Raw genomic sequence first — 25,972 nt, forward strand, 5'->3', positions numbered from 1 at the left:
TTTTCCGGACGCGCGAGCCCTGCGCGCCGATGAGCTGAAGGGCGGGCGGATATGAAGTTCTCCCGCCTGCGGCTGCACGGCTTCAAATCCTTTTGCGACGAGACGGTTCTGGTCATGGAGCCGGGCCTGACCGGCATTGTCGGGCCCAATGGCTGCGGCAAGTCCAACCTGGTCGAGGCCATGCGCTGGGTAATGGGCGAAAGCTCCTACAAGGCCATGCGCGCCTCGGGCATGGACGACGTGATCTTTTCCGGCTCGGGCAACCGGCCGGCGCGCAACAGCGCCGAGGTGACGCTGGTTCTGGACAATTCCGACCGCACCGCCCCCGCCGCCCTCAACACCTCCGACATCCTGGAGATTACCCGCCGCATCGAGCGGGAGGCCGGGTCGGTCTATCGCGTCAACGGCAAGGAGGTGCGCGCCCGCGACGTGCAGTTGCTGTTCGCCGATGCCTCGACCGGGGCCCGCTCGCCCGCCATGGTGCGGCAGGGGCAGATCGGGGAGTTGATCGCGGCGCGGCCCACCGCCCGCCGGGCGCTGCTCGAGGAGGCGGCGGGCATTTCAGGCCTGCATTCGCGCCGCCACGAGGCCGAATTGCGGCTGCGCGCCGCCGAGGGCAATCTCGAGCGGGTCGACGACATCATCGCCCAGATCGAGATCCAGCTCGAAACCCTCAAGCGGCAGGCGCGCCTCGCGACGCGCTATCGCAGTCTTTCGGGCGATATAAGGCGCACCGAAGCCACCCTGTTCCACATTCGCTGGGTCGCCACCCGCGTCGCCGAAAAGGAGACCGAGGCGGCGCAGGCGGTGCTGGTCCGGCAATTGGCCGACGCCACCCATGCCGGGCATGTGGCGCAGAAGGCGGCCGAAGGGGCCGAGGCGGCGCTGGCGCCGCTGCGCGAGCGCGAAGCCGTCACCGGCGCCGTTCTCCAGCGCTACAGGATCCTGGCCGAGCAGTTGGAGGAGGAGGCGCGGCGCATGAGCCAGCGCCGCGCCGAGCTGGAAGATCGCCTCCGCCAGATCGCAGCCGATGGCGGGCGCGAGCGCGATCTGGTCGCCGAGAGCGAAACCGCCCTTGCCGCCTGCCGGGACGAGCAGGCCCGCCTCGCCGCCGAGCAGCAGGAAGCGCAGGCCAGTCACGATGCGGCCCGGAGCGAGGCCGAGAGCGCCCGCGCCGCCGTTGCCGAGGCCGAAACCGCCAGCCGCGCCGCCGCCGACGCGCTGGCGCAATCGCGCGCCCAGCGGGTGCAGGCCGAACGCAATGCCCGGGACGCCGCCGGGCGCCGCGCCCGCATCGCCCAGCAATTGTCGGAGGTCGAGGCCGACATGGCCGGAGTGGTCGCGGCGCTCGAGGCCGATGAAACCCTCTCCCTCCGCCGCGCTGCGCTGGACAGCGCCCGGCAGCAGGCCGGCCGGGCCGAGACCGCCGCCCTTGCCGCCGAGGAGGAAGCCGGAGCCGCGCAGGGCAAGCTCGAGGCCGCCAGGCCGCGCCTTGCCGAGCTCGAGGCGCTGGTCACGCGGCTCGAGGCGGAAGCCTCCACCCTGGGCCGCATGCTCAATACCGGCGCCGGGCTGTGGCCGGCCATCGTCGACGAATTGCAGGTTGCGCCGGGCTATGAGACCGCGCTGGGCGCGGCGCTGGGCGACGATCTCGAAGCCTCCTCCGATGAAGGCGCGCCCATGCACTGGTCCGTGGCCATCGACCTCTATGACGATCCGGCCCTGCCCCAGGGCGCCGAGCCGCTGTCGCGCCATGTCGCGGGCACGCCGCTGCTGGCGCGCCGGCTGAACCAGATCGGGCTCGTCGATGCCGTGGACGGCCCGGCCCTGATGCGAGCGCTCAAGCCCGGCCAGCGCCTGGTGACGCTGGATGGCGCCATGTGGCGCTGGGACGGCTTCGTGGCCGCCGCCGACGCGCCCAGCGCTGCCGCACAGCGTCTCGCCCAGCGCAACCGCCTTGCCGAGCTCGAGGAGGAGATCGCCCGGGCGAGAGGCGAGCGCAATGCCTGGAGGCGCGATGTCGGGGCGCTGGAGGCGGCCCTGGAGGCGGCCCGGCAGGCCGAGCGCGCCCGCCGCGAGGATTGGCGCCGCGCCCAGCACATTATCGCCACCGCCCAGGCCGAGCTCGACAAGGCCCAGCGCGCCGTCGGGGATCTGGCCACCCGCCGCTCGACGCTGGAGGAGGCGCGGACGCGGCTCGCCGCCAGCCTCGCCGAAGCCACTTCCATCGAGGCCGAAGCGCAAGATGCCCTGGTCCGGGCCGGCGACGAGAGCGCGCTGGAAGGATCGGCCGTCCAGGGCGAGCGGCGCGTCGCGGCGCTGCGCGACACCGCCGAGCAGGCGCGCCTCAGGCTCGCCACGCTGGAATCGGCGTTCCGGATGCGGGCCGCCCGCCTCGAGCAACTGGCCCGCGACAGCGCCGCCTGGCAGCGTCGCGGCGACGGCGCCCGGGCGCAACTGGCGACGCTCGACCAGCGCACCGCCGACGTCCGCGACCAGCTTGCCGGCCTTGCCGAGGCGCCGGAGGGCTTTGCCGGGCGCAAGGCCCAGCTCGAGGATCAGATCGCGCAGGCCAATGTCGAGCATCGCGCGGCGGGTGACCGGCTCGCCGCCGCTCAGACCGCCTGGCGCGAGGCCGACAAGACGCTCAAGGCCAGCGGCGACGCGCTCAATGGGGTGCGCATCGAGCTTACCCGTATCGAGGAGCGGCTGAAGGGCGTTATCGCCCAGCGCCAGCAGATCGAGCGGCAGACCGAGGAATCGCTGGGCATCCCCGCCGACCGCACCCTCGAGGCCTCCGGGATCAGGCCGGAGGAGGCCCTGCCCGCCGAACAGCCGACCGAACAGAAGCTGGAGCGGCTCAAGGCCGAGCGCGAGCGCCTGGGCGGGGTCAATCTGTCGGCCGAGAAGGAGGCGGTGGAGGTCCAGGACAAGCTGGACACCATGGTCGGGGACCGGGACGATATCATCGAGGCCATCGCCCGGCTGCGGGGCGGCATCGCGGCGCTCAACCGCGAGGGGCGCGCCCGCCTCAACGAGGCGTTCGGCCGCGTCAACGCCCATTTCCAGGAGCTGTTCACCACGCTTTTCGGCGGCGGCACGGCCGAGCTGAGCTTCGTCGAATCCGACGATCCGCTGGAAGCCGGGCTCGAGATCATCGCCCGTCCTCCGGGCAAGAAGCCGCAGACCATGACGCTGCTCTCGGGCGGCGAACAGGCGCTGACCGCCATGTCGCTGATCTTTGCGGTCTTCCTCACCAATCCCGCGCCCATCTGCGTTCTCGACGAGGTGGACGCGCCGCTCGACGACGCCAATGTCGAGCGGTTCTGCAATCTGCTCGATTCCATGCGCCAGCGGACAAATACCCGCTTCATGGTCATCACCCACAACCCCATCACCATGAGCCGCATGGACCGCCTGTTCGGCGTCACCATGGCCGAGCGCGGCGTCAGCCAGCTCGTCTCCGTCGACCTGCAAACCGCGGAAAGTTTTCGCGAGGCCAGTTGATGCGCCCCTCTCCTCTTGAGGGACAGCACTTTCCTCCACGCGCTCGATGCCCGCGGCATCCCCCCGAAAAGAACTTATCCCCGTCCCCTGGCTGCCGCCCTATCCTTTGTCCATCCCCGCCGCACACGCGGCTCCGACGCAGGGCCGGGCGGGGAGCATCGGATGGAGAAGGCGTTCTCCTGCGGGGGTAGAAAATTGGCAGCCGGGCCTGCGATAACGGCACCGCCTGAATCCAGACCCCTCAAGCAAGCCGGTGGCGTGACGGGCGGCCCTTGGCTCCCATTGTACAAAAAGGTCGAGTCAAAGGCCGCCCGTTACCCGTGAAACCGCAAAGCCAAAAGGCCGGGCGGCAAATGCGCACGTCCATTTCAGCGATGGATTCCCCCTTCCCGGCCATGACTCCGCCACGATCATCGCGTGGACAGCATGACGCACCCCGGTTCAAGAGCGAATATTGCTGGCAAAACAATCACTTATCACCGCACAACCTGCCTTGACACCGTTTGGGGCCACCACTATGTTGCGCGCGACTTAGAGGGCGCTCCCGAAATCGGGAGGCTGACCGGCCAGGGGAGCTGCGGATGACCATACCGCCGGGTGACCATGGCCGGCCGGAAAACGCCCGGGAGGCGACGCGGGATCTGGCATCGCGCATCGCCTCTGCCAAGCGGGAGCGGCAAGCGGAGGACGACAAGGCCTCCCGGGACGCTTCCCCGGAGATGAGCGGTCTGGCGCGCGGCCTGCGCATCGGCACCGAATTCATCGCCGCGGTTCTGGTGGGTGCCGGCATCGGCTATCTCATCGACCTTGGCCTGGGAACCAGCCCCTGGGGCCTGCTCATCCTCTTGCTGATGGGCTTCGCCGCTGGAATCCTGAACGTCATCCGAGTGGTGGCGGAAATGAATGCCGCGTCGCCTGCCCCGCCGGGCTCCGATCTCGGACCTGGCGCGGACGACGAAGAGCGGGACGAGAATTGATGACGCTTAGAGGGCTCCATGGCCGGTACTGACCCGATCCACCAGTTTGTCATCACCGATATTTTCGAGCTGTTCACGCTCGGAGGCGACGGCACCGAAGGCAGCGGGATCACCTTCACCTTCACCAATTCGGCGCTGTTCATGGTGCTGACCGTGGCGACGATCGTGGCCTTCCTGCTGCTGACGACGTCCGGCCGGAAGCTCGTTCCGACCCGCGCTCAGCTCACCGCCGAACTGCTCTATGAATTCGTCGCCGGAATGGTGCGAAGCTCGGCGGGCACCGCCGGCATGAAGTTCTTCCCGCTGGTGTTTTCCCTCTTCACCTTCATCTTCGTGGCTAACATGTTCGGCATGGTGCCGTATTTCTTCACCGTCACCAGCCACATCATCGTCACCTTCGCCCTGTCGATGCTGGTGTTCATCACCGTCATCGTCTACGGCTTCATCAAGAACGGTCCGAAATTCCTCAAGCTTTTCGTACCCGCCGGCGTGCCGGGCTACATCCTTCCCATCGTGACGCCGATCGAGGTCATCTCCTTCCTCTCGCGTCCGATCAGCCTGTCGGTTCGACTGTTCGGCAACATTCTCGCCGGTCACATCACCCTCAAGGTCTTTACCGGCTTCATGGTGATGATGATTGCGAGCCTGGGCGCGCTCGGCTGGGCCGCCTCCATCCTGCCGCTCAGCATGGCGATCGCCATCACCGGCCTCGAGTTTCTCGTCGGCACGGTTCAGGCCTATGTCTTTGCGGTCCTGACGTGCATGTATCTCAACGACGCGATCCACCCGTCCCACTAACCCCCAATCTCGGCGGATGCCCCGCCGGAAACCTCCAGTCGCTTGAAAGGACATTAAAATGGAAGCTGAAGCCGCGAAGTTCATCGGTGCCGGCATTGCTTGTTTCGGTATGGCCGGCGCCGCCATGGGCGTGGCCAACATCTTCGGCAACTTCCTCTCGGGCGCCCTGCGCAACCCGTCGGCCGCCCCCAGCCAGTTCGGTAACCTGATCTTCGGTTTCGCCGTGACCGAAGCTCTGGGCATCTTCTCCTTCCTGGTTGCCCTGATCCTGCTGTTCGTCGCCTGATCCGCGACATTGAAGAGCTTTCGTGGCCGGACGGTTCCGTCCGGCTGCGCTCCTTTTCCGGCCCTTCCGGCCGGATGACCGGACTTAACGGGACCTCGACCAGATGGTAACGCAAGCCTACGCTCAAGAAGCGGAAACCCCGGTGGACGACGCCGGCGAAGTGGTGCCGGCCGATGGCGTCGAACACGCCGATCCGACCATCGGCACCCATGCCACCACCGAGGCCCATCACGACGATGGGGTGTTTCCGCCGTTCGATCCTGCGACTTTCCCCAGCCAGCTCCTGTGGCTCGCCATCACTTTCGGCGCGCTCTACGTGCTGATGAGCCGGGTCGCCCTGCCGCGCATCGGTGGCATCCTCGAGAACCGCAAGGGGCTGATCGACGCCGATCTGGCCGCCGCCGACGCGGATCGCCAGAAGACCGATGCCGCCATCGCCGCCTATGAAAAGGCGCTGGCCGAGGCCAGGACCAGGGCGCAGGGCATCGCCAGCGAAACCCGCGAGGCGATCCAGGCGGAACTGGCCGAAAAGCGCGGCGCCGCCGAGGCGGATCTGGCCGCCAAGGTCACCGCCGCCGAGGCCCGCATCGCGCAGACCAAGGCCGAGGCCCTCACCCATGTCGACGAGATCGCCGCCGAAACGGCCCAGGCCGTGGTCGGCCAGCTCGTCGGCGACGTTTCCGCCGACAGCGTCCGCGCCGCCGTCGCCAAGGTCAAGGGGTAAGCATCATGGCCGAATGGTTGGACAACAGCTTCTTCGCCCTCATCTCGCTGATCGTCTTTCTGGGGATGATGGTGTTCTTCGGCGTGCCGAAGATCATCGGCAAGATGCTGGACGGCAAGATCGCCCAGATCGAGACCGATATCGCCGAAGCCAAGCGCCTGCGCGAGGAAGCCGCCGCCCTGCTCGTCGAATATGAGCACAAGCGCGTAGCCGCCGAACAGGAGGCGGAAGGCATCATCACGGCCGCCAGGGAAGAAGCGACGCGCTTCACCGCCGAGGCGCAGGCCTCCCTGGCCGATCTCGTCGCCCGCCGCACCCGTTCGGTCGAGGACAAGATCGCCCAGGCCGAAGCCCAGGCCGTCGCCGAGGTCCGGGCCCGCTCCGCCGATATCGCCATCGAGGCGGCCCGCGCGGTGCTCTCGGACGAGATGGGCAAGCAGGGCGGCAAGGTGGTCGACGCCGCCATCGCCGATGTCGGCAACCGGCTGAACTAACACCGGCCATCCGGCCAGGTCGAATCCGAGGCGGGCAGCGATGCCCGCCTTTTTTGTTTCCGCGCACGAAATCGCAACCGCGATTGACGCCGCCGGAATTCTCCATCATCCTCTCACCGACTGCGGGAGAGACTGGCGCAATGGCCAGCGCCGAAGGAGCAACCGCCCCGGAAACTCTCAGGCAACCGGACCGCAGCTCGGTACGCACTCTGGAAAGCGGGCTGCTTGCAGCCTCCCCGAAGGAGCAACCGGCGCTCAGCCGGGAAATCTCTCAGGGCAAGGACAGAGGGGGCACGCACTCCGCCGACGGCGGAGCTTCGACGTGTCGCCTCGAACCCTGAGTGTGCCCATGACCCCATCCAGTCCCGACGCTCTCCGGCAGACCCCGCTCTACGAACGCCACGTGACGGCCGGCGGCCGCATGGTCCCGTTCGCCGGCTATTCCCTGCCGGTGCAATATCCCTCCGGCATCATGGCCGAGCATAAATGGACCCGCGAGCATGCGGGCCTGTTCGATGTCAGCCATATGGGGCCGGCTTTCCTGATGCTCGCCGATCCGGCCGGTGAGCCGGAAAATGCCCACGCCGCCATCGCCGCTGTCATCGAGCCGCTGGTGTGCGGCGATATCGCCGGGCTCGCGCCCGGCCAGCTTCGCTACACGCTGATGCTCAACGATGATGGCGGCACCATCGACGATCTGATGATCGGCCGCTCGCCCATCACCCCGGGCGGTCTTTACATCGTGGTCAATGCCGCCACCAAGCGGACCGACTTCGCCCATATCGAGGCGGCGGTGGGCGAAAGGGCGCGGCTGGTGCGCGCCGACGACGATTATGCCCTTCTGGCCCTGCAGGGGCCGGAGGCGGGAGCCGTCATGGCCTCGGTCCTGCCCCGGGCCGTCGATCTGGACTTCATGCGCTATGGCGTCTTCGAATGGGGCAAGGACAGGGTGTTCGTGTCCCGGGCCGGCTATACCGGCGAGGACGGCTTCGAAATCCTTGTCAGCGCCCACGAGGCGGTGGCCCTCTGGGACGAGTTGCTGGCCGATACCCGCGTCAAGCCCGTCGGCCTCGGCGCCCGCGACACCCTTCGTCTCGAGGCCGGCCTGCCGCTCTATGGCCACGAGCTCGACGAAACCATTTCGCCCGTCGAGGCCGGGCTGGGCTTTGCCGTTTCCAGGCGGCGGCGCGAGGCGGCCGATTTTCCCGGCGCCGGCCGGATTCTCGCCGAGCGTGAGGGGAAACTCTCGCGCCGACGCGTCGGCCTGATCGTCGAGGGCGCGCCGGCCCGGGATGGCGCCGAAATCCTCGACACGGACGGCCATTCCATCGGCATCGTCACCAGCGGCGGCTTTGCGCCCACGCTGGGCAAGGCCATCGCGCTGGGCTTTGTTCCGCCCGGTTTTGCGGCGCCCGGCACTCCCGTCCAGGTTGCGGTGCGCAACCGCGCCCAGCCCGCCCGGGTCGTCGAGACGCCCTTCGTTCCCCACCGTTATTTCCGCAAGCCAGCCTGAGGCCCCGCTCATGACCACCAAATATACGTCCGACCACGAATATCTGCGCGTCGAAGGCACGACCGGCATCGTCGGCATCACCGCCTATGCCCAGGAGCAATTGGGCGACATCGTCTTTGTGGAACTGCCCGAAATCGGCAAGACCCTCAACAAGGGCGACGAGGCCGCAGTAGTCGAATCGGTCAAGGCCGCCTCGGAAATCTACGCGCCCGTTTCCGGCAAGGTCATCGCCGTCAACGAGGCGCTGGCGGGCGAGCCGGGCCTCGTCAATTCCGCACCGGAGGCCGAGGGCTGGATCTTCAAGCTCGAGATCGGAGATGCGGGCCAGATCGACGATCTGCTCGATGATGCGGCCTATGCGGACATGACGAAATAACCATGCGCTACCTCCCCCACACCGCCCATGAGCGCGTCGAGATGCTCGGCGTCATCGGCGTCGACACCATCGACGCCCTGTTCAGCGCCGTGCCCGAGGCCGCCTTCAGGACCTTCGCGCTCGACCTGCCCGATCACTGCCCGGAATTCATGGTCGAGGCGCATATGCGCGCGCTGGCCGGCCGGAACCATGCCGCGGGCGACGGTCCGTTCTTCGTCGGCGCCGGCGCCTATCGCCACCACGTTCCCGCGACGGTCGACCATCTGATCCAGCGCTCCGAATGGCTCACTGCCTATACGCCCTACCAGCCGGAAATCTCGCAGGGCACGCTGCAGATGCTGTTCGAATTCCAGACCCAGGTGGCGCGGATCACCGGCATGGACGTGGCCAATGCCAGCCTCTATGACGGCTCGACCGCGACCGCCGAGGCCGCGCTGATGGCGCGCCGGCTCACCCGGAGAAACAAGATCGTCCTCTCCGGCGGCCTGCACCCGCATTACCGCGACGTGGTGAAGACCTATCTCAAGGACGATCCGGACCTCGTCTGCCTGTCCCCCTCCCCGGAGGGGCAGGGCGACATTTTCACCCATATCGACGGCGACACCGCCGCCATCGTCATCCAGACCCCGGATTTTTACGGCCATCTGCGCGATCTGCGCGCCGCCGCCGACGCCGCCCATGCAGCGGGCGCGCTGTTGGTGGTGGTGATCGCCGAGGTGGTCTCGCTGGGGCTGCTCGAAGCGCCGGGCGCGCTGGGCGCCGACATCGTCGTCGCCGAGGGCCAGTCCATCGGCAATGCCCTCAATTTCGGCGGCCCCTATCTGGGGTTGATGGCGACCCGCAAGGAATTCATCCGGCAGATGCCGGGCCGGCTTTGTGGCGAAACCGTCGATGCCGACGGCAATCGCGGCTTCGTGCTGACGCTCTCCACCCGGGAGCAGCATATCCGCCGCGAAAAGGCGACCAGCAATATCTGTACCAATTCCGGGCTGTGCGCCCTCGCCTTTTCCATCCATATGGCGCTGCTGGGCGAAGCCGGCTTCGTGCGCCTGGCGCGGCTCAACCACGCCAATGCCATTCTTCTGGCCGACGCGCTGGCCGGCATTGCCGGCGTCACCGTGCTCAACCGGACCTTTTTCAACGAGATGACCATCCGCGTGCCGCAACGGGCCGAATCACTGGTGGAGCGCCTGGCGGGCCGCGACATCCTCGCCGGCGTTCCGGCCAGCCGCCTCCTGCCCGGCGATCCCGAGGTCGACGATCTCATCATCCTGGCGGCGACCGAACTCACCACCGCCGACGATATCGCGGCCCTCGTCGCCGCGCTGAAGGAGGAGCTGGCATGAGCATGAACATGCAGGGCCGCCCCACCGGCATCGGCACCGTGGGCACCGCCGCGTCCGGTTCGGCGCTGCTGCCGGACGAGCCGCTCCTGTTCGAGATCGGCGACACCGGGCATTCCGGCGTCGACCTGCCCGAAATCGAGCTTCCGCACGACCGCCTCGGGGGTTTTCAGCGCCGGACCGCGCTCGATCTGGCCGGTCTCACCGAGCCCGAGGCGATGCGCCACTATGTCCGCCTCTCCCGCCTCAATCATTCGATCGACAGCGGCATGTACCCGCTGGGATCGTGCACGATGAAGCACAATCCGCGCCTCAACGAGAAGATGGCGCGGCTTCCGGGCTTTGCCGACATCCACCCGCTGCAGCCGGTTTCGACCGTGCAGGGTGCGCTGGAGCTGATGAACCAGCTTGCCCGCTGGCTGATGACCCTCACCAATACGGCGGCGGTGGCGCTCTCGCCCAAGGCGGGCGCCCATGGCGAATTGCTGGGCATGATGGCCATCAAGGCGGCGCAGGCGGCGAGGGGCGAAGGCCACCGCAACACGGTGCTGGTGCCCGAAAGCGCCCATGGCACCAATCCCGCCACCGCCGCCTTTCTGGGCTATGCGGTGCGGCCCGTTCCGGCGCGGGAGGACGGCACCGTCGATGTCGAAGCGGTCAAGGCGGCGCTTTCGCCGGACGTGGCCGCCATCATGCTCACCAATCCCAATACCTGCGGATTGTTCGAGCCGCAGGTCATCGAGATCGCCCGGGCCGTGCATGAGGCGGACGCCTTCTTCTACTGCGACGGCGCCAATTTCAACGCCATCATGGGCGTCGTGCGCCCCGGTGATCTGGGCATCGACGCCATGCACATCAATCTGCACAAGACCTTTTCGACTCCGCATGGCGGCGGCGGGCCGGGGGCGGGTCCGGTGGTGCTCTCGGCGGCGCTGGCGCCCTTCGCCCCGGTGCCGTTCATCCGCGAGGGCGCCGGCGGGCTGGAACTGGTCGAGCATGAAGAAGGCGAGGCGCTGGGCCGCATCACCGCCTTTCACGGGCAGATGGGCATGTATGTGCGGGCCCTGACCTATATGCTCAGCCACGGCAGGGACGGCCTCGCCCAGGCGGCAGAGGACGCGGTCCTCAACGCCAATTACGTCAAGGCGCGGCTGGAGCATCTGTTCTCGGTGCCCTTCCCCGCCTTCCCGGCCATGCACGAGGCGCTGTTCGATGACAGCTTCCTCGAGGGCAGCGGCGTCACCACGCTCGACTTCGCCAAGGCGCTGATCGACGAGGGCTTTCATCCCATGACCATGTATTTTCCGCTGGTCGTGCGCGGCGCCATGCTGGTCGAGCCCACGGAAAGCGAGAGCAAGCAGACGCTGGACCGCTTCTGCGAGGTGATGGCGGAATTGGCCGAGGACGCGAAGGCCGGCAATACCGGCCGCTTCACCGCCGCCCCGGTGAAGGCCCCGCGCCGCCGTCTCGACGAAACCCGCGCCGCCCGCCAGCCCGTGCTCAAATGGGAGAAACCGCCCGAACTGCCCAGGGCAGCCGAGTAGCGTCCGTCATATATTGTGAAAGGAGCCGGGCGCCGTGGCGCGGCCGGCCTATCCCCTTGTGTCGAAACCGACCCAGATGGTGATGGTTTCGCCGCCGAGATAAGGGATGGTGACGTTCTCGACCACCTTTACGAATTCGGACATCTGCGCCGGCGGGGTGATGGCCACGGGGATGGTGTATTTTTCCGAGAAGATGGCCTGGCCGTCACGCTCGACCGCAAAGCGGATCGGTGCGTTGACCGAGTTCTGCTTGCCGGCGGGGCCGAGCAGCACGCGACCGGCAACGCCCATGTTCACTGTGATCTGGCCGTTGGATACCACGCAATTGCGCGAGGTCTCGTCAATGACGCCCTGATATTGCAGTGAACTGGCGTCGCCCACGCGGCCGCCGCCATAGTAATACATGGCCTCGCCGCCCAGGCGCACCTTGATGGGCGGACATTCGGTCGCGATGACGGGCAGGGCATTGGTCTGCGCCTGTGCCACCGCCTGTGGCGTCGCGGTCGCGTTCTGCAGATTGGCCGAGGACGAGCCGCCGCCGAACATGCCCCCCATGGAGCAGCCGGCAAGGGCCATGGCGAGCCCGGCCATCGTGGAAAAACGGAGCGTGGACGTCAGGGTCTGGATCATCTTCACGGTGGCTCCTGGCGATTAGGCGGCTTCGAGAGCCATCAGAACTGCGGGGGCGCCGCTGGCATTGACGCCGGGCGCATCCTCGACGAACACGGCATCGACCACGCCCTCGCGGATGATCATCGCCGCGCGGGCATAGCGCAAGCCCATGCCGGACTGCGAAAAATCCTTGTCCAGTCCCAGCGCCCGGGCCAGATCGCCATTGCCGTCGGCGAGAAATTCGATCTTGCCGAGCGCGTTGGAGGCTTCGGCCCAGGCCTTCAGCACGTGATGGTCGTTCGCCGCGGCGCAGACGATCTTGTCGACGCCGGCGGCGCGCAGCTGGTCGGCATTGGCGAGAAAGCCCGGCAGGTGGTTGAGATGGCAGGTGGGGGTGAAGGCGCCCGGCACTGAAAACAGCACCACTATGCCCTGCCCCAGCGCCGCGTCGCTCGTCGTGTCCTCGACGCCGGAAGCAGTCACCAGCTTGATCCCGACGGAGGGGATCGGATTGCCGCGTTGGATCATTGGTGGAAGTCGCCCCATGCTCGGCGTTGCCGCCCCACTCAGAAACTCGAACCCATGCGATATGCGGCTTTGCCTTCACGCACAAGTTCGGCTGTCTTATCGGCCCTGCGCCGCCGCGTATTCCCCTGCGCCGGCGCCGATGGTCCGATTGACGCTATATGCCCCCATCTGCGTCATGAAGGTAAGCTCGACGCTCATGCCATTCAGGTCACTATTGTCGGTTTTACCCAGGATGGGAAGCACGACTAAAGCGCCTTGAGGGCTTTTTTGCGGCGCGCCGAACAGCGGCCGGCCGTCCCCGGTCGCGACGATAAGCGTTTCCACATCGAGATCGCTGCCGGTCACCTCGACGGCAATCGCCTTCCCGTCCTCCCTTGCGCTCACCGCCCCGACCGGAACGGGCCCGCTCTCCCAGGGGACGGGGACTTCGGCCAGGGCCTGGCGGATGCGCAGTTCGTTGGGCCGGTCCGGCTCGGCATCGCGCAGCGGCAGCACGAAACGGGCCTGGGCGGGAATGCAGATTTCCGAGCAGATGCCCATGGTCGCGCGCATATCCACCATTCCCGTCCCGTCTTCGGCCGCCAGTTCGACGGGCAGCAGGACGTGGCCGTAATAGACATGGTCGAGATAGCCGCCCCTCTCTTCCCGCCGGGGATGGGGCCAATGCACCGCATGGCCGCCGACGCCGCGCGAGGCGGAAAGATCGAGCTGGGTGGCCAGCCCGGTCTGGCCCGGCACGCGCCAATAGGTCTTGGTGTTGGGCGGCATGTCGAATTCGAGGCCCATCAGCACCTTTCCGGCCTCCGGGGCCTTTCCGGTGCTGATCAGCCGGACGGAAACGCCGGGGGCGACCTCCTGCCACGGGGTTTCGCCCGCGTGAACGGATGGGACAGAGATGAGGGCGGCGAGAGCGAAGGCGGTAAGCGGGCGCATGATCCTGGCAGTATCGCAGCTGGGGGTGAAGAAACAGCCCTTCCCCTTTCAGGCCTTCGTGAGAAGCCTCCGTGCCGCGGGAAAAGCGACTGGCGACTTGGTGAACGGGCCTGCGCTTGGCAGACCTTGTCCCTCAGCCTACAATTGCGCCATGAATTCTCTTGAAGGTCAATTTCTCGTCGCCATGCCCGATATGGAGGACGAGCGTTTCGCCGAGAGCGTGATCCTGGTGGTCGGACACGGCAGCGAAGGCGCCATGGGGCTGGTGGTCAACCACGAGCTGGCCAATCTGCGTTTCGCCGACATTCTGGACGAGCTCGACCTGGGTGATCCCGACGCGGTCATCCGCCTGCCCGATTCCATCCGCCAGCGCGCCGTCATGCGCGGCGGTCCGGTGGAGAAAGGCCGGGGATTCGTGCTGCATACGGGCGATTATCAAAGCGGCAACACCTATAAGGTCAGCGACGATATCGGCCTCACAGCCACGCTCGACGTGCTCAAGGCCATGGCGTTCGGCCCGGCCCCCCGGTCGTCGTTGCTGGCGCTGGGATGCTGCGGCTGGAGCCCGGGACAGCTCGAGGAGGAGATCGGCGCCAATGGCTGGCTGACCGTTCCGTTCAGCCGCGAGCTGCTGTTCGACATACCGGTGGAGCAACGCTACGACCGGGCGCTGGAAAGCCTCCATATCACCCGGGCGTCGCTCAGCCCCGAAGCCGGCCACGGCTGACAGGGAAGCGCCCTATTTGCCCAATTGCGTCGCGAGCTTCCGGCCTAGTTCCACGCCCGACATGGCACTGCTGAAGGCAAAGCCCTGGGCGTAGCGACAATCGAGCTGGCGCAGCCGCTCGATCTCGTCGAGGCTCTCCACGCCTTCGGCGATCACCATCAGGTCGAGATCGTTGGCCAGCGCCACGATGGCGCGGATGATCGGCGTCTGCGTGTGGGCGATGCCGCTATCGGTGCCCAGCCGCACGAAAGGCGCCGGGATCTTGATGGTGTCGAACGGGAAGCGGTGCAGATAGCTCAACGACGAGTGGCCGGTGCCGAAATCGTCCAGCGCCAGCCCCAGTCCCATATTGCGCAACGCCTCCAGCATATAGGCGGAATGCTCGGGATTGGTCATCACCTGGCTTTCGGTGATTTCGAGCTTGAGATGCCCGGCCAGCGCCCGGTCCTGCGCCACGAGATTGCGCATATCGGCCAGCAGGGTCTCGGTCGCGAGTTGGGCGGGCGAGAGATTGACCGAAATGAAGAAGCCCTCGGGCAGGCCCAGAGTGGTCATCCAGTCGCGGGCCTGCGCCGCGGACTGCTCGAAGGCCAGCCGCCCGAGCCGTTCGATCTGGCCCGAGCGCTCGGCCAGCGGCACGAACTCCTCGGGCGTCACCACGCCGCGCGTCGGATGGTTCCAGCGCATCAGCGCCTCGGCACCCACCATCTGGCCGGACACCAGATCCATCACCGGCTGGAACTGCACGTGCAGTTCGCCCTGCTTCATGCCGCGCTCGAGGTCTTCCTCGCTGGCCTTGTTGTAGGAGGCAATCGAACGGGCCGAGGCGCGATAGGCCTCGATGCGGTCTCCGCCCAGGCGCTTGGCGTAATACATCGCCAGTTCCGCGTCGCGCAGCACGTCGGCGGCGGTCGAGGGATTGCTGTCATAGATGGTGACGCCGATGGAGGCGGTCAGCACTAGGTCGCGCTCGCCGAAATTGAACGGGGCCTTGAGCGCCTTGCGGATCTGCTCGGCCGTCTCGGCGATCTTGGCGGCCGCCTGCTCGGAGGCGAGGATCACGGCGAACTGGTCTCCGGTGATCCGCGCCACGGTATCGAGCGGACGCATGATGCGGGCGATGCGTCGGGAAATGGCCAGCAGGACCGAGTCGGCGGCGGAGTGGCCGATACGTTCCTCGAACTCCATGAACCGGTCGATATCGATGAGGAACACCGCCGGCTTGGTGCCCCCCGGGGTGCGGGCCCGCACCAGCGCGCGCTCCAGCCGGTCAAGGAACAATTGCCGGTTGGGCAGGCCCGTGAGGCTGTCATGCACGGCGTCGTGCAGCAGGCGCTCGCGGGCCGCCCGGTCCTCGGTGACGTCCTGAAGCGTGCCCACGATGCGGTTGACCTGCCCGTCGCCGCCCAGCACCGGCTTCACCCGCATGCGGAAGGTGCGGTAATTGCCGTCATGGCCGGCGACGCGCATATCGGCCGAGACCTTGCCCCGCCGCAATTCCACCAGCGTGTCGAAGGCGGTGCGGAAACGGTCGCGATCGTCCGGATGCACCCGGTCGAGCCAGCGCTTGATGGCGCCGCGCAGGGCGCCGCGTTTCTCCCCGAGCCGGGTCGTCAGTTCGTCGCTCACCGTCAGGCGGTCGCGCTCGATGTTCCAGTCGAAGACGAAGTCGCCCGAGCCGGTCAGGGCTAGGGCGCGCCGTTCGACCTCGCTCAGCGTGCCGATCGAGACCTGCCCCTCCGAGAAGGCGTGCTGCACGGCGGTGAAGCCGAGCAGCATGACGATGAGCACGAGGCCGCCGGCCACGGCTGGCTGGGCCACGTCATTGGTCACCTGGCCGGAAATGACCAGCCAGGCGTAGAACAGCAGCGCGATGAAGATGATCCAGGTGGGCACCAGCAGCACCGCCCGGTCGTAGCCGCGCAGGGCGAGCAGCAGAATGAGGAAGAAGCCCGAGAGCCCGAGCAGCGCCATCACCAGCCGCGCTATGGTCGCGGCAATGGCGGGCTGGAAGAAGGCGAAGGCGAACAGGGCGAGAAAGAGAGCGGCCAGGCCCAGCGCCAGGTGGATGAAGCGCAGATGCCAGCGGTGCAGGTTCAGATAGATGAACAAAAAGCCCGCCAGCGTCGTGGCGATGCCTGCTTCGGCGGCCGCCCGCAGGGGCTGCACGCCGCCGGCGGAGAGGCCGAAAATACGCCCCAACAGGCCGAAATCCACCAGAAGATAGGCCAGCACCGCCCAGGCGAAAGCCGCCGTGACCGGAAAGACGCCGCGCCCCTTCACCACGAACATGATGGTCAGGAACACGGCCGCCAGCGAGGCGACGCCCAGCACCACGCCCCGGAACAGCGTGAAGGAATTGATATAGTCGCGATAGGCGCTGGGCTCCCACAGATAGAGCTCGGGCAGGCTGTCGGACGCCAGTTCGGCGATCACCGTCATGGTGGCGCCGGGGTCGAGCGTCACCTCGAAGACGTCCGCCTCCGGATCGGCCAGCCGCACCGGCCTGATGCCGGCGCTGGGGGTGATGGCGGTGATTCGCTCGGCGCCCAGATCGGGCTGGAACACGCCCGAGCCGGGGAGCCGGAAGAACGGCGCCACCAGCAGGCGTTCGATCTGCTGATCGCTGTCGTTTCGCAGCGCGATCAGCGCGAAGAAGGGATTGGTGCCCGGATCGGAGGCCAGCACCTCGATGCGGCGGATGATGCCGTCGGCATCGGGGGCGGTGGACAACTGCACGCGGCCGCCCTGCCCCGGCACCACCTCGACCACCTCGGAAAGGTTGACGGCATTGACGTCGTCGGGGACGGAGATGACCTCGAAACCCCGGGCGGGCACAAGGGCGGACAGCGCGATCGCGAGACAGAACGCGAATGCAAGTACGTGACGCATCGGGGGCAGTTATATCCTGCGCTTGGCTTCATTGTGGCGGCGGTCTCAGGGCGACGCAGCCCGGACAAGCCCTTGTCGGTTCTTCCTCCGGCGGAGCGCTAACTTGGTACGGGAGATCGGCCGCCGCGACAAGCGCCGTGACCTGTGGCCGGCCGGCAACACACAGATCGCTGCGCTCAGGCGACCCGGTGGCGGCCCGTCCCCAGGCGCGCCAGTTCCCAGCGCTCCCGGGTGAGCCCCATCAGCACATGGTCCTCCCAGCGCCCGTTGATCTGGAGGTATCGCTCGGCGAAACCCTCTTCGACGAAGCCGTTTTTTTCCAGGACCCGGCGCGATGGCGTGTTGTTGGGCAGAAAGGCGGCATGGACGCGGTGCAGGTCCAGCGTCTCGAAGATGAACGGCAGGGCGAGCCCCACCGCTTCGGTCATCAGCCCCTGCCCGGCATAGGGCTGTCCCATCCAATAGCCCAGGGTGACGAATTGGGCGGCGCGGCGGCGGATATTGGAAAGAGTGATGCCGCCCACCAGAATGTCGCCCCGCTCACCCGGCAGGAAAGCGAAAAAAGTGTAGTCGGTGCCCTCCTCCGCCTCCTGGCGGGCGCGGCGCACGCGCGTGGCGTAGACGCGGCGGGCGAGGTCGAGTTCGGTCCAGCGCGGCTCGAAGGGGCGAAGGAAGTCCTGGCTGGCGCGACGGAGCTCATACCAGGCGGTGTAATCCTGCATCTGCGGCAGGCGCAGCAGTACGCGCTGCCCGCGCAAGGTGATCAGCGGCGCCGGCGAGGACCAGGGCCAGAACATGACCGGTCAGCTCTGCAGGGTCTCGCCGATGCTCTCGACATCGGCAAGGCGGCTGATGGGACCGATGCCGGCCAGGGTGGGCGAGCCGGCGGTGAAGATCTGCTCGGCGACGTCGCGGACGCGCTGGGCGGTAATGCGGTTGATGCGCTCCACCGTTTCCTGCATCGGGATCGGGCGGCCCCAGAGAATCTGCTGCCGGGCAAGCTGGCCGGCGCGCGCCGAGGGGCTTTCAAGCGACATCAGGAGGCCCGCGCGAATCTGGTTGCGCACCCGCACCACCTCCTCTTCGGTGATGGTCTGGGTGGCGCGGCGCAGCTCGTCGAGCACCACCGGCACCAGTTCGTTCACCTCGTCCTCCCCGGTGGCCGCCGCCACGCCGAAGACGCCGCTATCGGCGAAGGCCCAGTGAAAGGCATAGACGGAGTAACACAGGCCGCGTTTCTCCCGCACTTCCTGAAAAAGGCGCGAGCTCATGCCCCCGCCCAGTACCGACGCCAGGACCTGTGCCGCGTAGAAGCCGTCGGAATTATAGGCCCGCCCCTCGAAACCGAGGACGATATGGGCCTGTTCGTGGTCCGAGATCAGCCGTTCCTGGCCGCCCATATATTCCGCCCGCTGGGGCGCAGGCGCGCCGTTGGGCGCCAGATCGGCGAAGCGCTGCCGGGCCACGTCCACCAGCCCGTCGTGATCGACATGGCCGGCGGCGGCGATCACCATGTGATCGCCGACATAGTTGCGGCGCATATATTTGCGGACAGTGTCGGGCGAGAAGGTGCGCACCGAATCCACCGTGCCCAGGATGGTGCGGCCGATGGGCTGGGTGGGATAGGCCGCCTGCTGGAAAAGGTCGAAGACGTGATCGTCGGGATTGTCGCGCGCCGCGCCGATCTCCTGCACGATCACCTGTTTTTCCCGCGCCAGCTCGTCCTCCTCGAAGGTGGAATTCTGCAGGATATCGGCCAGGATATCGGCGGCCAGCGCCACGTCGTCCTTGAGGACGCGGGCGAAATAGCCGGTATGCTCGATGGAGGTCGCAGCGTTGAGATCGCCGCCGACATTCTCGATGGCCTCGGCGATCTGCAGCGCGGTGCGGGACTGGGTGCCTTTGAACGCCATATGCTCGAGCAAGTGTGAAATGCCGTGCTCGGTCTTGCGCTCGGAGCGGGCCCCGGCCTTGACCCAGACACCCAAAGAAGCGCTTTCCAGATGCGGCATGTCGTCGGTGAGGACCACCATGCCGTTTTCCAGGGTCGTCGATCTTACGCTCACACTATCCTCCTGAACCGGCAGCCGGATGGCCGCGGCTCCTGCGTGTCGTTCAGGCGCGGCTGCGAGCCGCGATGAAATCCTCGAGCTGGCGCTGGTCATTGGCCATTATCGTAACCCGTTCCGGGCGCTGGTAAAGATCGGCGAGCCAGGCCGGCAGGGCCGGCTCGACACCCGAAGCCTCGGAAACGGCATCGGGGAACTTGGCCGGGTGGGCCGTCGCCAGCGTCACCAATGGCGTTTCGCCGCGGGGCAGACCGCGCGCCACGCCGACCCCGACCGCCGAATGCGGGTCGAGCAGATAGCCGCTTTGCTCATAGGTCGTCGCGATGGCGTCCCGCGTTCCCGCCTCGTCGGTGGTGCCTGCCGCGAAGTCGCGGCGGATGGCGGCAAGCGCCGCCTCGGGCAGGTCGAAGCCGCCCGATTGCCTGAGCCCGGCCATCATGCGGCCCACCGCCTCGGCGTCGCGGCCGGAGCTTTCGAACAGCAGCCGCTCGAAATTGGACGAGACCTGGATATCCATGGAAGGGCTCATGGTCGGGGCTACGCCGGCCATCTCGTAGCGTCCGGTTTCGAGCGTCCGCCGCAGGATATCGTTGGCATTGGTGGCGATGACCAGCTTTTCGATCGGAAGCCCCATCTGCCTGGCGCAATAGCCTGCGAAAATATCGCCGAAATTGCCGGTAGGGACGACAAAGCTCACCTTGCGATGCGGCGCGCCCAGCGAGACCGCCGCGGTGAAGTAATAGACGATCTGCGCGACGATGCGGCCCCAATTGATGGAATTGACGCCCGACAGGCGCACGCGGTCGCGGAAGGGGCGATTGTTGAACATCGCCTTGACCGCGTCCTGGCAGTCGTCGAACGTCCCTTCAAGGGCGATATTGTGCACATTGGCGTCGAGCACCGTCGTCATCTGCCGGCGCTGGACGTCCGAGGTCCGACCCTTGGGGTGTAGGATGAAGATATCGGTGGCGTCGCGGCCGCGAAACGCCTCGATGGCCGCCGAGCCGGTATCGCCCGAGGTCGCCCCGACAATGGTGGCCCTCAGCCCCCGCTCGCCCAATATATGATCCATGATGCGGCCGAGGAACTGCATGGCCACGTCCTTGAACGCCAGCGTGGGCCCGTGAAACAGCTCCAGCACAAAATGGCCCGGTTCGATCTCCACCAGCGGCGCCACGGAAGGATGGCGGAAGCCGGCATAGGCCTCCTCGATGATGGCTTTCAGCCTCGCCTGCGGGATTTCATCGCCGGTGAAACGCGAAATGACGGCATAGGCCACTTCGGCATAGGGCTTTCCGGCGAAGGCGGCGATCTCGGCGGCGGAAAGCCGGGGCCATTGCGCGGGCACGTAGAGGCCGCCATCGACGGCCAGACCTGCCAGAACTGCATCGGAGAAGCCAAGCGCGGGCGCCTGGCCACGCGTAGAAACGAACTGCATCGAGGGGAAATGCCCTTTTGGAATTGGTGCAACCTAGTCAATGCGGGCGATGGCCGCAAGGTTTTGAGCTTTTGCCGGTCTTCAGGGTTCGGAGACGGGGCGGCGCGCCTGGCGCCACAACCAGGCTGCGAGCATCAGCACCGCGATGATGGCGAAGCCGTACCAGGTCAGCGCGTAACCGAAATGATTGTTGCTGAAGCTCACGACGGTTTCGCCGCCCTGGGGCAGGTCCCCTTCCGCCCCGGCCAGCAGATCGACATAGAACGGAGCGATGGGGGCGAGAGCCGGGTCGACCATGGCGGCAAGCCGCAGGGGATCGCGGACCCATTCGATACGGTCCGACATATTGGGTTCGGGCACCATGAAACCGGCCTGTTCGCCCGGACGCAGCAGCCCCACAATGGTGACCGTGCCGGGATCGTCACCGTGCAGATCCCCCAGCGCCGCCGCCTCCTGGAGATCCTGCGGCACGAAACCGCGATTGACGAAGACCGTGCCGCCATCGGCCAATTCGAACGGCGTCACCACCCAGTAACCGGGTCCGCCGAAGCGACCGCGCGGGCTGGACAGGCTGGTGAACACCGTTACCGTCTGGGTGTAGCGGTAGCTGCCGGTGAGCAGGACCGGCTGGAAATTCCAGGCGTCCATGTCGAGATCGGGCCAGGCGCCGGCCGCCGGCGCCGGAACCGGCTCGGCGGCCAGCCGCGTATCGACGGCCACGATCAGGGCCTCTTTTTCGCCCAGCCGCGCCATTTGCCAATTGCCCAACACGACGCAGGCGACCGCCAGCGCCAGCATCAGCGCGCTGAATAGAAAATCGGTCCAGCGCAGGCCGCGCCGTGTCGTCGTGCTCATTGCCGGTCCCGTCCGGTTGCAAACGAAAGGGGCGCAGCCTGGCCGCGCCCCGCATTCATTTCGGCGTCGTTGTCAGCCGTCCGCCATCAGGCCCAGCTTCCCCAGACATAGATGGAGGCGAACAGGAACAGCCAGACCACGTCGACGAAGTGCCAGTACCAGGCGGCCAGCTCGAACCCCAGATGGCGCTCGGGCGTGAAATGGCCCCGCTCGGCCCGCAGCAGGCAGACCAGCAGGAAGACGGTGCCGATCAGCACGTGGAAGCCGTGAAAACCCGTGGCCATGAAGAAGGTGGCGCCATAGATGTGGCCGGAGAAGGAGAAGCCCGCATGGCTGTATTCCAGCGCCTGCACGAAGGAGAACAGCACGCCCAGCGCGACAGTGAGCGCCAGGCCCCAGCGCAGCCCCTTGCGGTCGCCGTCGAGCAGCGCCTGGTGGGCCCAGGTCACCGTGGTGCCCGAGGTGAGCAGGATCAGCGTGTTGAACAGCGGCAGGTGGAAGGGATCGAACAGCTCGATGCCGGCCGGCGGCCAATGGCCCCCGGTCAGCTCGACGCGGCTATATTGCTCGACGTCGTCATAGCGGAAGAAGCCGTCGAAATAGGCCCAGAACCAGGCGACGAAGAACATCACCTCGGTAGTGATGAACAACATCATCCCATAGCGGTGGTGCAGTTGCACGACCGGGGTGTGGTCGACGCCGTTATTGGCTTCCTTCACCACGTCCGACCACCAGGCGTAGAAGGTGTAGAACACACCGGCGAGGCCGATGAAGAACACCCAGGGCGTCCAGTCCTGCATCCAGGCGATGGCCCCGAACAGCATGACGAAGACGGAAACCGACATGACGAACGGCCAGGGGCTGGGCTCGACCATGTGATAGTCATGGTTCTTTTCGATGGCTGACATGTTCAGCTTCCCTCACTGTCTGAAGCGTAGAAGGTATAAGAGAGCGTTATCTCTTTGATGGTGTTGAGCTCAGGATTGTCGTCGAGGTCGGGATCGACGAAGAAGACGATGGGCATCTCCACCGTTTCGCCGGGCTGGAGCGTCTGCTCGGTGAAGCAGAAGCACTCGATCTTGTTGAAATAGGCGCCGGCCCGCTCCGGAACGACGTTGAACACCGCCTGCCCGGTCATGGGTTTGTCGGAATTATTGGTGGCGATATAGTTGACCGTGTCGACCCTGCCGATCTGATCGGTGACGGGTGCGGCCGGCTTGACCGTCCAGGGCAGGACGTTCTCGACATTGACGTCGAAGCGCACCTTCATCTCCCGGGCGATGACGCCCTTGGGGTTTTCGGCGGAAATCTGCGGGGTGCCGCCGAAACCGGTCACCTTGCAGAAGATCTGGTAGAGGGGCACGGCGGCGAAGGCCATGCCGACCATGCCCACGGCGACGATAGCCAGGACGACTCCCACCCGCCGGTTGGAGCGGCCGGGGTCGGGAAGCTGGAGCGGTAGACTGGTATCGGCCATGTTAAAGCGTCCTGTCGAACAGAGCGGGACCCATCTTCACGACGGTCAGCACGTAAAAGGTCAGGGCGAAGAGCGCCAGGGCGGCAGCGAGGGCGAGGGAGCGCCGGCGGCGGCGCTTCTTGAAGGCCTCCAGTTGCTGGGGCGTCATCTCGTTGGGGGCGGTATCCAGATCCGTGCCGTCGCTCATGGTTAGATCACTCCCAGCCGCAGCGCGATATTGTCGGTGAGCAGCGCCAGGAACAGCACGAACAGATAGCTCAGCGAATAGGTGAACAGGGAGCGGGCGGCGCGGCGCATCGCGGCGCTTTCGCCCGCGCGCAGCAGCCGCACCGACAGCCAGACGAAGCTCAGTCCGGTAACGACGGCCACGGCCCCGTAGATCCAGCCCGAAAAGCCCAGCCAGACCGGCAGGACGCTTGATGCCGCCAGGACGACCGAATAGGCGAAGATCTGCCACTTGGTGGAGGTTTCCCCGGCAACATTGGGCATCATGGGAACGCCGGCGGCGCCGTAGTCGCTCTGCTTGTAGAGCGCCAGCGCCCAGAAATGCGGCGGCGTCCACAAGAAGATGATGAGAAACAGCGCAAAACTCTCCCAGGACAGCGTGCCGGTGACGGCTGCCCAGCCCACCATGGGCGGGAAGGCGCCGGCCGCGCCGCCGATGACGATGTTCTGCGGCGTCGAGCGCTTGAGCCAGATCGTATAGACCACGGCATAAAAGAAGATGGTGAAGGCGAGGAACCCGCCGGCCACCCAATTGGTGGCCAGACCCAGCAGGACCACCGAGAACGCTGAGAGCACCACGCCGAAGGCCAGGGCCTCTCCCGGGGTCATGCGGCCCGCCGGAATGGGCCGGTTCATCGTCCGGCTCATGACCGCGTCGATATCGGCGTCATACCACATATTGAGTGCGCCGGAGGCGCCGGCACCGATGGCGATGCAGGCGATGGCGATCAGCCCGATGAACGGATTGATGCTTTCGGGCGCCACCAGCATGCCCACCAGCGCCGTGAAGACGACCAGCGACATGACGCGCGGCTTCAGCAGCGCGAGGTAATCCTCCACGCTCGCCCCGCCCGCCATGGCGGAAATATTCCTGCTGTCGTCGAGATAGGCCAATGCTGCTTCCTTTGAAAGCGGACCGCGCCGATACGCGATCCGCCTGGTTATGTGTCCGTCCTAATGCGCCTGGGACGAATCGATCTTGGGCAGGGTGGTGAACTGGTGGAACGGCGGCGGAGAGGACAAGGTCCACTCCAGGGTCGTCGCCCCTTCACCCCACGGATTGTCACCGGCCGGGCGCTTCCTGCGGGCCGCTTCCCAGGTCGCGTAGAAGAAGACGATCATCGCAACGAAGGTGATGTAGTAGCCCACCGAGGAAACCCGGTTCCACAGCGCATAGGCGTCCGGATAGTCGATATAGCGGCGCGGCATGCCGGCCAGGCCCAGGAAATGCTGCGGGAAGAAGATCAGGTTCACGCCGACGAACATGATCCAGAAATGCAGCTTGCCCAGGGTCTCGGAATACATGTAGCCGAACATTTTCGGATACCAGTAATACCAGCCCGCAAACAGCGAGAACACCGCGCCCAGCGACAGCACGTAGTGGAAGTGCGCGACCACGTAATAGGTGTCGTGCAGGGCACGGTCGGCGCCGGCATTGGCCAGCACCACGCCGGTCACGCCGCCCACGGTGAACAGGAAGATGAAGCCGATGGCCCACAGCATGGGCGTGCGGAAGGTGATGGAGCCGCCCCACATGGTGGCGATCCAGGAGAACACCTTCACTCCCGTGGGCACCGCGATCACCATGGTGGCAGCCACGAAGTAGCGCTGCACGTCCAGGCTCAGCCCCGTGGTGTACATGTGGTGCGCCCACACGACGAAGCCGACGAAGCCGATGGCCACCATGGCATAGGCCATGGCCATGTAGCCGAAGACCGGCTTGCGGCTGAAGGTGGCCACGATATGGCTGATGATGCCGAAGCCCGGCAGGATCATGATGTAGACTTCGGGGTGACCGAAGAACCAGAACAGATGCTGGTAGAGAACCGGATCGCCGCCGCCTTCGGGTGAGAAGAAGGTGGTGCCGAAATTGCGGTCGGTCAGCATCATGGTGATGGCACCGGCCAGCACCGGCAGGGCCAGCAGCAGCAGGAAGGCGGTCACCAGAACGGACCAGGCGAACAGCGGCATCTTGTGCAGCGTCATGCCCGGGGCGCGCATGTTGAGGATGGTGGTGATGAGGTTGATCGCGCCCAGGATCGAGCTGACGCCCGCAATGTGCAGCGAGAAGATCACGAAGTCGGTCGCCGGTCCGGGGTGGCCGGTGGTCGCCAGTGGCGGATAGGCCGTCCAGCCGCCGCCAAAGCCGACCGCGCCGGCCGGCCCCTCGAAGAACATGCTGAGCACGGTCAGCAGCAGTGCCGGCGGCAGCAGCCAGAAAGCGATGTTGTTGATGCGCGGGAACGCCGTATCGGGCGCGCCGATCATCAGGGGCGCGAAATAGTTGGCGAAACCGCCCATGGTGGCGGGCATCACGGTGAAGAACACCATGATCAGCGCGTGGGCCGACACGAACACGTTGAACATGTGCTTGCCGGCATCGAGCGCGGCGTCGCCGTCGACGCCATAGGAGATGGCCGCCAGGCCGTGGAAGATCTGGATGCCGGGCTCCTGCAGCTCCAGCCGCATCATGCCCGACAGCAGGCCGCCGACGACGCCGGCGAAGATGGAGAACACCAGGTACATGATCCCGATGTCCTTATGGTTGGTCGAATAGACCCACCGGCGCCAGCCGGTCGGCGTATGGTGGTCGCGACTGGCATATTCATGCCCGGTCGCCTGGGCTTCGAGGTGAGCTGTATTGGCCATTTTGC

24 protein-coding genes and 2 riboswitches are annotated in these 25,972 nt (G+C 66.4%); of the genes, 11 read left to right on the forward strand and 13 right to left on the reverse strand.

From position 1 onward, the window contains the following. The first annotated feature begins 51 nt into the window (after window positions 1-51). The 10 genes from ACFOOL_RS11575 to gcvPB all read left to right on the forward strand — a co-directional run bounded on the left by ACFOOL_RS11575 (window position 52) and on the right by gcvPB (window position 11,562). Entirely contained in the window at window positions 52-3,507 is a 3,456-nt protein-coding gene (locus ACFOOL_RS11575; RefSeq protein WP_380097214.1) for an AAA family ATPase, read from the forward strand. A gap of 581 nt (window positions 3,508-4,088) precedes the next feature. Next, entirely contained in the window at window positions 4,089-4,484 is a 396-nt protein-coding gene (locus ACFOOL_RS11580) for an AtpZ/AtpI family protein (protein WP_380097215.1), read from the forward strand. 18 nt (window positions 4,485-4,502) lie between these two features. After that, entirely contained in the window at window positions 4,503-5,282 is a 780-nt protein-coding gene (locus ACFOOL_RS11585) for a F0F1 ATP synthase subunit A (RefSeq protein WP_380097216.1), read from the forward strand. 58 nt (window positions 5,283-5,340) lie between these two features. Then, window positions 5,341-5,568: a F0F1 ATP synthase subunit C gene (locus tag ACFOOL_RS11590; protein ID WP_380097217.1), complete on the forward strand. Its 228-nt coding sequence runs from the start codon at window positions 5,341-5,343 to the stop codon at window positions 5,566-5,568. 103 nt (window positions 5,569-5,671) lie between these two features. Then, entirely contained in the window at window positions 5,672-6,292 is a 621-nt protein-coding gene (locus ACFOOL_RS11595) for a F0F1 ATP synthase subunit B (protein ID WP_380097218.1), read from the forward strand. A gap of 5 nt (window positions 6,293-6,297) precedes the next feature. Then, window positions 6,298-6,786 carry a F0F1 ATP synthase subunit B family protein gene (locus tag ACFOOL_RS11600; RefSeq protein WP_380097220.1) on the forward strand — a complete coding sequence of 163 codons (489 nt, stop codon included), beginning with the start codon at window positions 6,298-6,300 and terminating at the stop codon, window positions 6,784-6,786. 113 nt (window positions 6,787-6,899) lie between these two features. Next, a riboswitch (glycine riboswitch) is annotated at window positions 6,900-6,989 on the forward strand. After that, window positions 6,990-7,082, forward strand: a riboswitch (glycine riboswitch). A gap of 53 nt (window positions 7,083-7,135) precedes the next feature. Continuing rightward, window positions 7,136-8,299 carry a glycine cleavage system aminomethyltransferase GcvT gene (gene gcvT, locus ACFOOL_RS11605; protein ID WP_380097221.1) on the forward strand — a complete coding sequence of 388 codons (1,164 nt, stop codon included), beginning with the start codon at window positions 7,136-7,138 and terminating at the stop codon, window positions 8,297-8,299. 10 nt (window positions 8,300-8,309) lie between these two features. Beyond that, window positions 8,310-8,675: a glycine cleavage system protein GcvH gene (gcvH, locus tag ACFOOL_RS11610; protein WP_380097222.1), complete on the forward strand. Its 366-nt coding sequence runs from the start codon at window positions 8,310-8,312 to the stop codon at window positions 8,673-8,675. Between the two features lie 2 nt (window positions 8,676-8,677). Continuing rightward, window positions 8,678-10,021: an aminomethyl-transferring glycine dehydrogenase subunit GcvPA gene (gcvPA, locus tag ACFOOL_RS11615; RefSeq protein WP_380097224.1), complete on the forward strand. Its 1,344-nt coding sequence runs from the start codon at window positions 8,678-8,680 to the stop codon at window positions 10,019-10,021. Then, the gene (gcvPB, locus tag ACFOOL_RS11620) at window positions 10,018-11,562 is read left to right on the forward strand and encodes an aminomethyl-transferring glycine dehydrogenase subunit GcvPB (protein WP_380097226.1); all 1,545 of its coding nucleotides are present in this window, start codon (window positions 10,018-10,020) and stop codon (window positions 11,560-11,562) included. Before gcvPA ends, gcvPB begins: the two co-directional genes overlap by 4 nt. A gap of 48 nt (window positions 11,563-11,610) precedes the next feature. Here gcvPB and ACFOOL_RS11625 read toward each other — a convergent pair whose 3' ends face one another. From ACFOOL_RS11625 to ACFOOL_RS11635, 3 genes are all read right to left on the reverse strand, one after another. Then, window positions 11,611-12,192 carry a hypothetical protein gene (locus tag ACFOOL_RS11625; protein ID WP_380097228.1) on the reverse strand — a complete coding sequence of 194 codons (582 nt, stop codon included), beginning with the start codon at window positions 12,190-12,192 and terminating at the stop codon, window positions 11,611-11,613. Between the two features lie 21 nt (window positions 12,193-12,213). Next, entirely contained in the window at window positions 12,214-12,702 is a 489-nt protein-coding gene (locus ACFOOL_RS11630; RefSeq protein WP_380097229.1) for a peroxiredoxin, read from the reverse strand. A gap of 96 nt (window positions 12,703-12,798) precedes the next feature. Further along, on the reverse strand, window positions 12,799-13,635 hold the full coding sequence (locus ACFOOL_RS11635) for a protein-disulfide reductase DsbD domain-containing protein (RefSeq protein ID WP_380097230.1): 837 nt from the start codon (window positions 13,633-13,635) through the stop codon (window positions 12,799-12,801). 151 nt (window positions 13,636-13,786) lie between these two features. Here ACFOOL_RS11635 and ACFOOL_RS11640 point away from each other — a divergent pair, with 151 nt between their 5' ends. Continuing rightward, the gene (locus tag ACFOOL_RS11640; RefSeq protein WP_380097231.1) at window positions 13,787-14,362 is read left to right on the forward strand and encodes a YqgE/AlgH family protein; all 576 of its coding nucleotides are present in this window, start codon (window positions 13,787-13,789) and stop codon (window positions 14,360-14,362) included. A 12-nt stretch (window positions 14,363-14,374) separates the two neighbouring features. Here the strand turns inward: ACFOOL_RS11640 and ACFOOL_RS11645 are convergent, their stop codons facing one another. The 10 genes from ACFOOL_RS11645 to ctaD all read right to left on the reverse strand — a co-directional run bounded on the left by ACFOOL_RS11645 (window position 14,375) and on the right by ctaD (window position 25,967). Beyond that, window positions 14,375-17,254 carry an EAL domain-containing protein gene (locus ACFOOL_RS11645; RefSeq protein ID WP_380097233.1) on the reverse strand — a complete coding sequence of 960 codons (2,880 nt, stop codon included), beginning with the start codon at window positions 17,252-17,254 and terminating at the stop codon, window positions 14,375-14,377. Window positions 17,255-17,430: 176 nt separating this feature from the next. Further along, the gene (locus ACFOOL_RS11650; protein WP_380097234.1) at window positions 17,431-18,051 is read right to left on the reverse strand and encodes a GNAT family N-acetyltransferase; all 621 of its coding nucleotides are present in this window, start codon (window positions 18,049-18,051) and stop codon (window positions 17,431-17,433) included. Window positions 18,052-18,057: 6 nt separating this feature from the next. Next, window positions 18,058-19,320, reverse strand: coding sequence for a M16 family metallopeptidase (locus ACFOOL_RS11655; RefSeq protein WP_380097235.1), 1,263 nt, complete (start codon window positions 19,318-19,320; stop codon window positions 18,058-18,060). Window positions 19,321-19,369: 49 nt separating this feature from the next. Beyond that, window positions 19,370-20,761, reverse strand: coding sequence for a threonine synthase (gene thrC / locus ACFOOL_RS11660; RefSeq protein ID WP_380097236.1), 1,392 nt, complete (start codon window positions 20,759-20,761; stop codon window positions 19,370-19,372). Window positions 20,762-20,842: 81 nt separating this feature from the next. Further along, entirely contained in the window at window positions 20,843-21,616 is a 774-nt protein-coding gene (locus ACFOOL_RS11665; protein WP_380097237.1) for an SURF1 family protein, read from the reverse strand. Between the two features lie 86 nt (window positions 21,617-21,702). Further along, complete coding sequence (locus ACFOOL_RS11670) at window positions 21,703-22,524, reverse strand: cytochrome c oxidase subunit 3 (RefSeq protein WP_380097238.1); 822 nt, start codon at window positions 22,522-22,524, stop codon at window positions 21,703-21,705. Between the two features lie 2 nt (window positions 22,525-22,526). Then, window positions 22,527-23,093, reverse strand: coding sequence for a cytochrome c oxidase assembly protein (locus ACFOOL_RS11675; RefSeq protein ID WP_380097240.1), 567 nt, complete (start codon window positions 23,091-23,093; stop codon window positions 22,527-22,529). 1 nt (window position 23,094) lies between these two features. Then, window positions 23,095-23,280, reverse strand: coding sequence for a hypothetical protein (locus ACFOOL_RS11680; protein ID WP_380097241.1), 186 nt, complete (start codon window positions 23,278-23,280; stop codon window positions 23,095-23,097). A 2-nt stretch (window positions 23,281-23,282) separates the two neighbouring features. After that, a complete protein-coding gene (locus ACFOOL_RS11685; RefSeq protein WP_380097487.1) occupies window positions 23,283-24,176 on the reverse strand; it encodes a heme o synthase in 894 nt (297 codons plus the stop codon). Window positions 24,177-24,272: 96 nt separating this feature from the next. Continuing rightward, window positions 24,273-25,967 (reverse strand): cytochrome c oxidase subunit I, encoded by a 1,695-nt coding sequence (ctaD, locus tag ACFOOL_RS11690; protein ID WP_380097242.1) that lies wholly within the window; start codon window positions 25,965-25,967, stop codon window positions 24,273-24,275. Window positions 25,968-25,972: the final 5 nt, after the last annotated feature.

The organism is Devosia honganensis (assembly GCF_042648785.1).
GTDB classification, from domain to species: Bacteria; Pseudomonadota; Alphaproteobacteria; order Rhizobiales; family Devosiaceae; genus Devosia; species Devosia honganensis.

Bases quoted from the DNA above. Each gene is read 5' to 3' on its own strand.
- ACFOOL_RS11630 (WP_380097229.1), bottom strand. From the start codon at position 12,702: ATGATCCAACGCGGCAATCCGATCCCCTCCGTCGGGATCAAGCTGGTG.
- ACFOOL_RS11640 (WP_380097231.1), top strand. From the start codon at position 13,787: ATGAATTCTCTTGAAGGTCAATTTCTCGTCGCCATGCCCGATATGGAG.
- ACFOOL_RS11650 (WP_380097234.1), bottom strand. From the start codon at position 18,051: ATGTTCTGGCCCTGGTCCTCGCCGGCGCCGCTGATCACCTTGCGCGGG.
- ACFOOL_RS11580 (WP_380097215.1), top strand. From the start codon at position 4,089: ATGACCATACCGCCGGGTGACCATGGCCGGCCGGAAAACGCCCGGGAG.
- ACFOOL_RS11595 (WP_380097218.1), top strand. From the start codon at position 5,672: ATGGTAACGCAAGCCTACGCTCAAGAAGCGGAAACCCCGGTGGACGAC.
- gcvH (WP_380097222.1), top strand. From the start codon at position 8,310: ATGACCACCAAATATACGTCCGACCACGAATATCTGCGCGTCGAAGGC.
- ACFOOL_RS11665 (WP_380097237.1), bottom strand. From the start codon at position 21,616: ATGAGCACGACGACACGGCGCGGCCTGCGCTGGACCGATTTTCTATTC.
- ACFOOL_RS11670 (WP_380097238.1), bottom strand. From the start codon at position 22,524: ATGTCAGCCATCGAAAAGAACCATGACTATCACATGGTCGAGCCCAGC.
- ACFOOL_RS11675 (WP_380097240.1), bottom strand. From the start codon at position 23,093: ATGGCCGATACCAGTCTACCGCTCCAGCTTCCCGACCCCGGCCGCTCC.
- ACFOOL_RS11590 (WP_380097217.1), top strand. From the start codon at position 5,341: ATGGAAGCTGAAGCCGCGAAGTTCATCGGTGCCGGCATTGCTTGTTTC.
- thrC (WP_380097236.1), bottom strand. From the start codon at position 20,761: ATGCAGTTCGTTTCTACGCGTGGCCAGGCGCCCGCGCTTGGCTTCTCC.
- ACFOOL_RS11600 (WP_380097220.1), top strand. From the start codon at position 6,298: ATGGCCGAATGGTTGGACAACAGCTTCTTCGCCCTCATCTCGCTGATC.
- ACFOOL_RS11625 (WP_380097228.1), bottom strand. From the start codon at position 12,192: ATGATCCAGACCCTGACGTCCACGCTCCGTTTTTCCACGATGGCCGGG.
- ACFOOL_RS11635 (WP_380097230.1), bottom strand. From the start codon at position 13,635: ATGCGCCCGCTTACCGCCTTCGCTCTCGCCGCCCTCATCTCTGTCCCA.
- ctaD (WP_380097242.1), bottom strand. From the start codon at position 25,967: ATGGCCAATACAGCTCACCTCGAAGCCCAGGCGACCGGGCATGAATAT.
- ACFOOL_RS11585 (WP_380097216.1), top strand. From the start codon at position 4,503: ATGGCCGGTACTGACCCGATCCACCAGTTTGTCATCACCGATATTTTC.
- ACFOOL_RS11685 (WP_380097487.1), bottom strand. From the start codon at position 24,176: ATGGCGGGCGGGGCGAGCGTGGAGGATTACCTCGCGCTGCTGAAGCCG.
- gcvT (WP_380097221.1), top strand. From the start codon at position 7,136: ATGACCCCATCCAGTCCCGACGCTCTCCGGCAGACCCCGCTCTACGAA.
- gcvPA (WP_380097224.1), top strand. From the start codon at position 8,678: ATGCGCTACCTCCCCCACACCGCCCATGAGCGCGTCGAGATGCTCGGC.
- ACFOOL_RS11575 (WP_380097214.1), top strand. From the start codon at position 52: ATGAAGTTCTCCCGCCTGCGGCTGCACGGCTTCAAATCCTTTTGCGAC.
- gcvPB (WP_380097226.1), top strand. From the start codon at position 10,018: ATGAGCATGAACATGCAGGGCCGCCCCACCGGCATCGGCACCGTGGGC.
- ACFOOL_RS11680 (WP_380097241.1), bottom strand. From the start codon at position 23,280: ATGAGCGACGGCACGGATCTGGATACCGCCCCCAACGAGATGACGCCC.
- ACFOOL_RS11645 (WP_380097233.1), bottom strand. From the start codon at position 17,254: ATGCGTCACGTACTTGCATTCGCGTTCTGTCTCGCGATCGCGCTGTCC.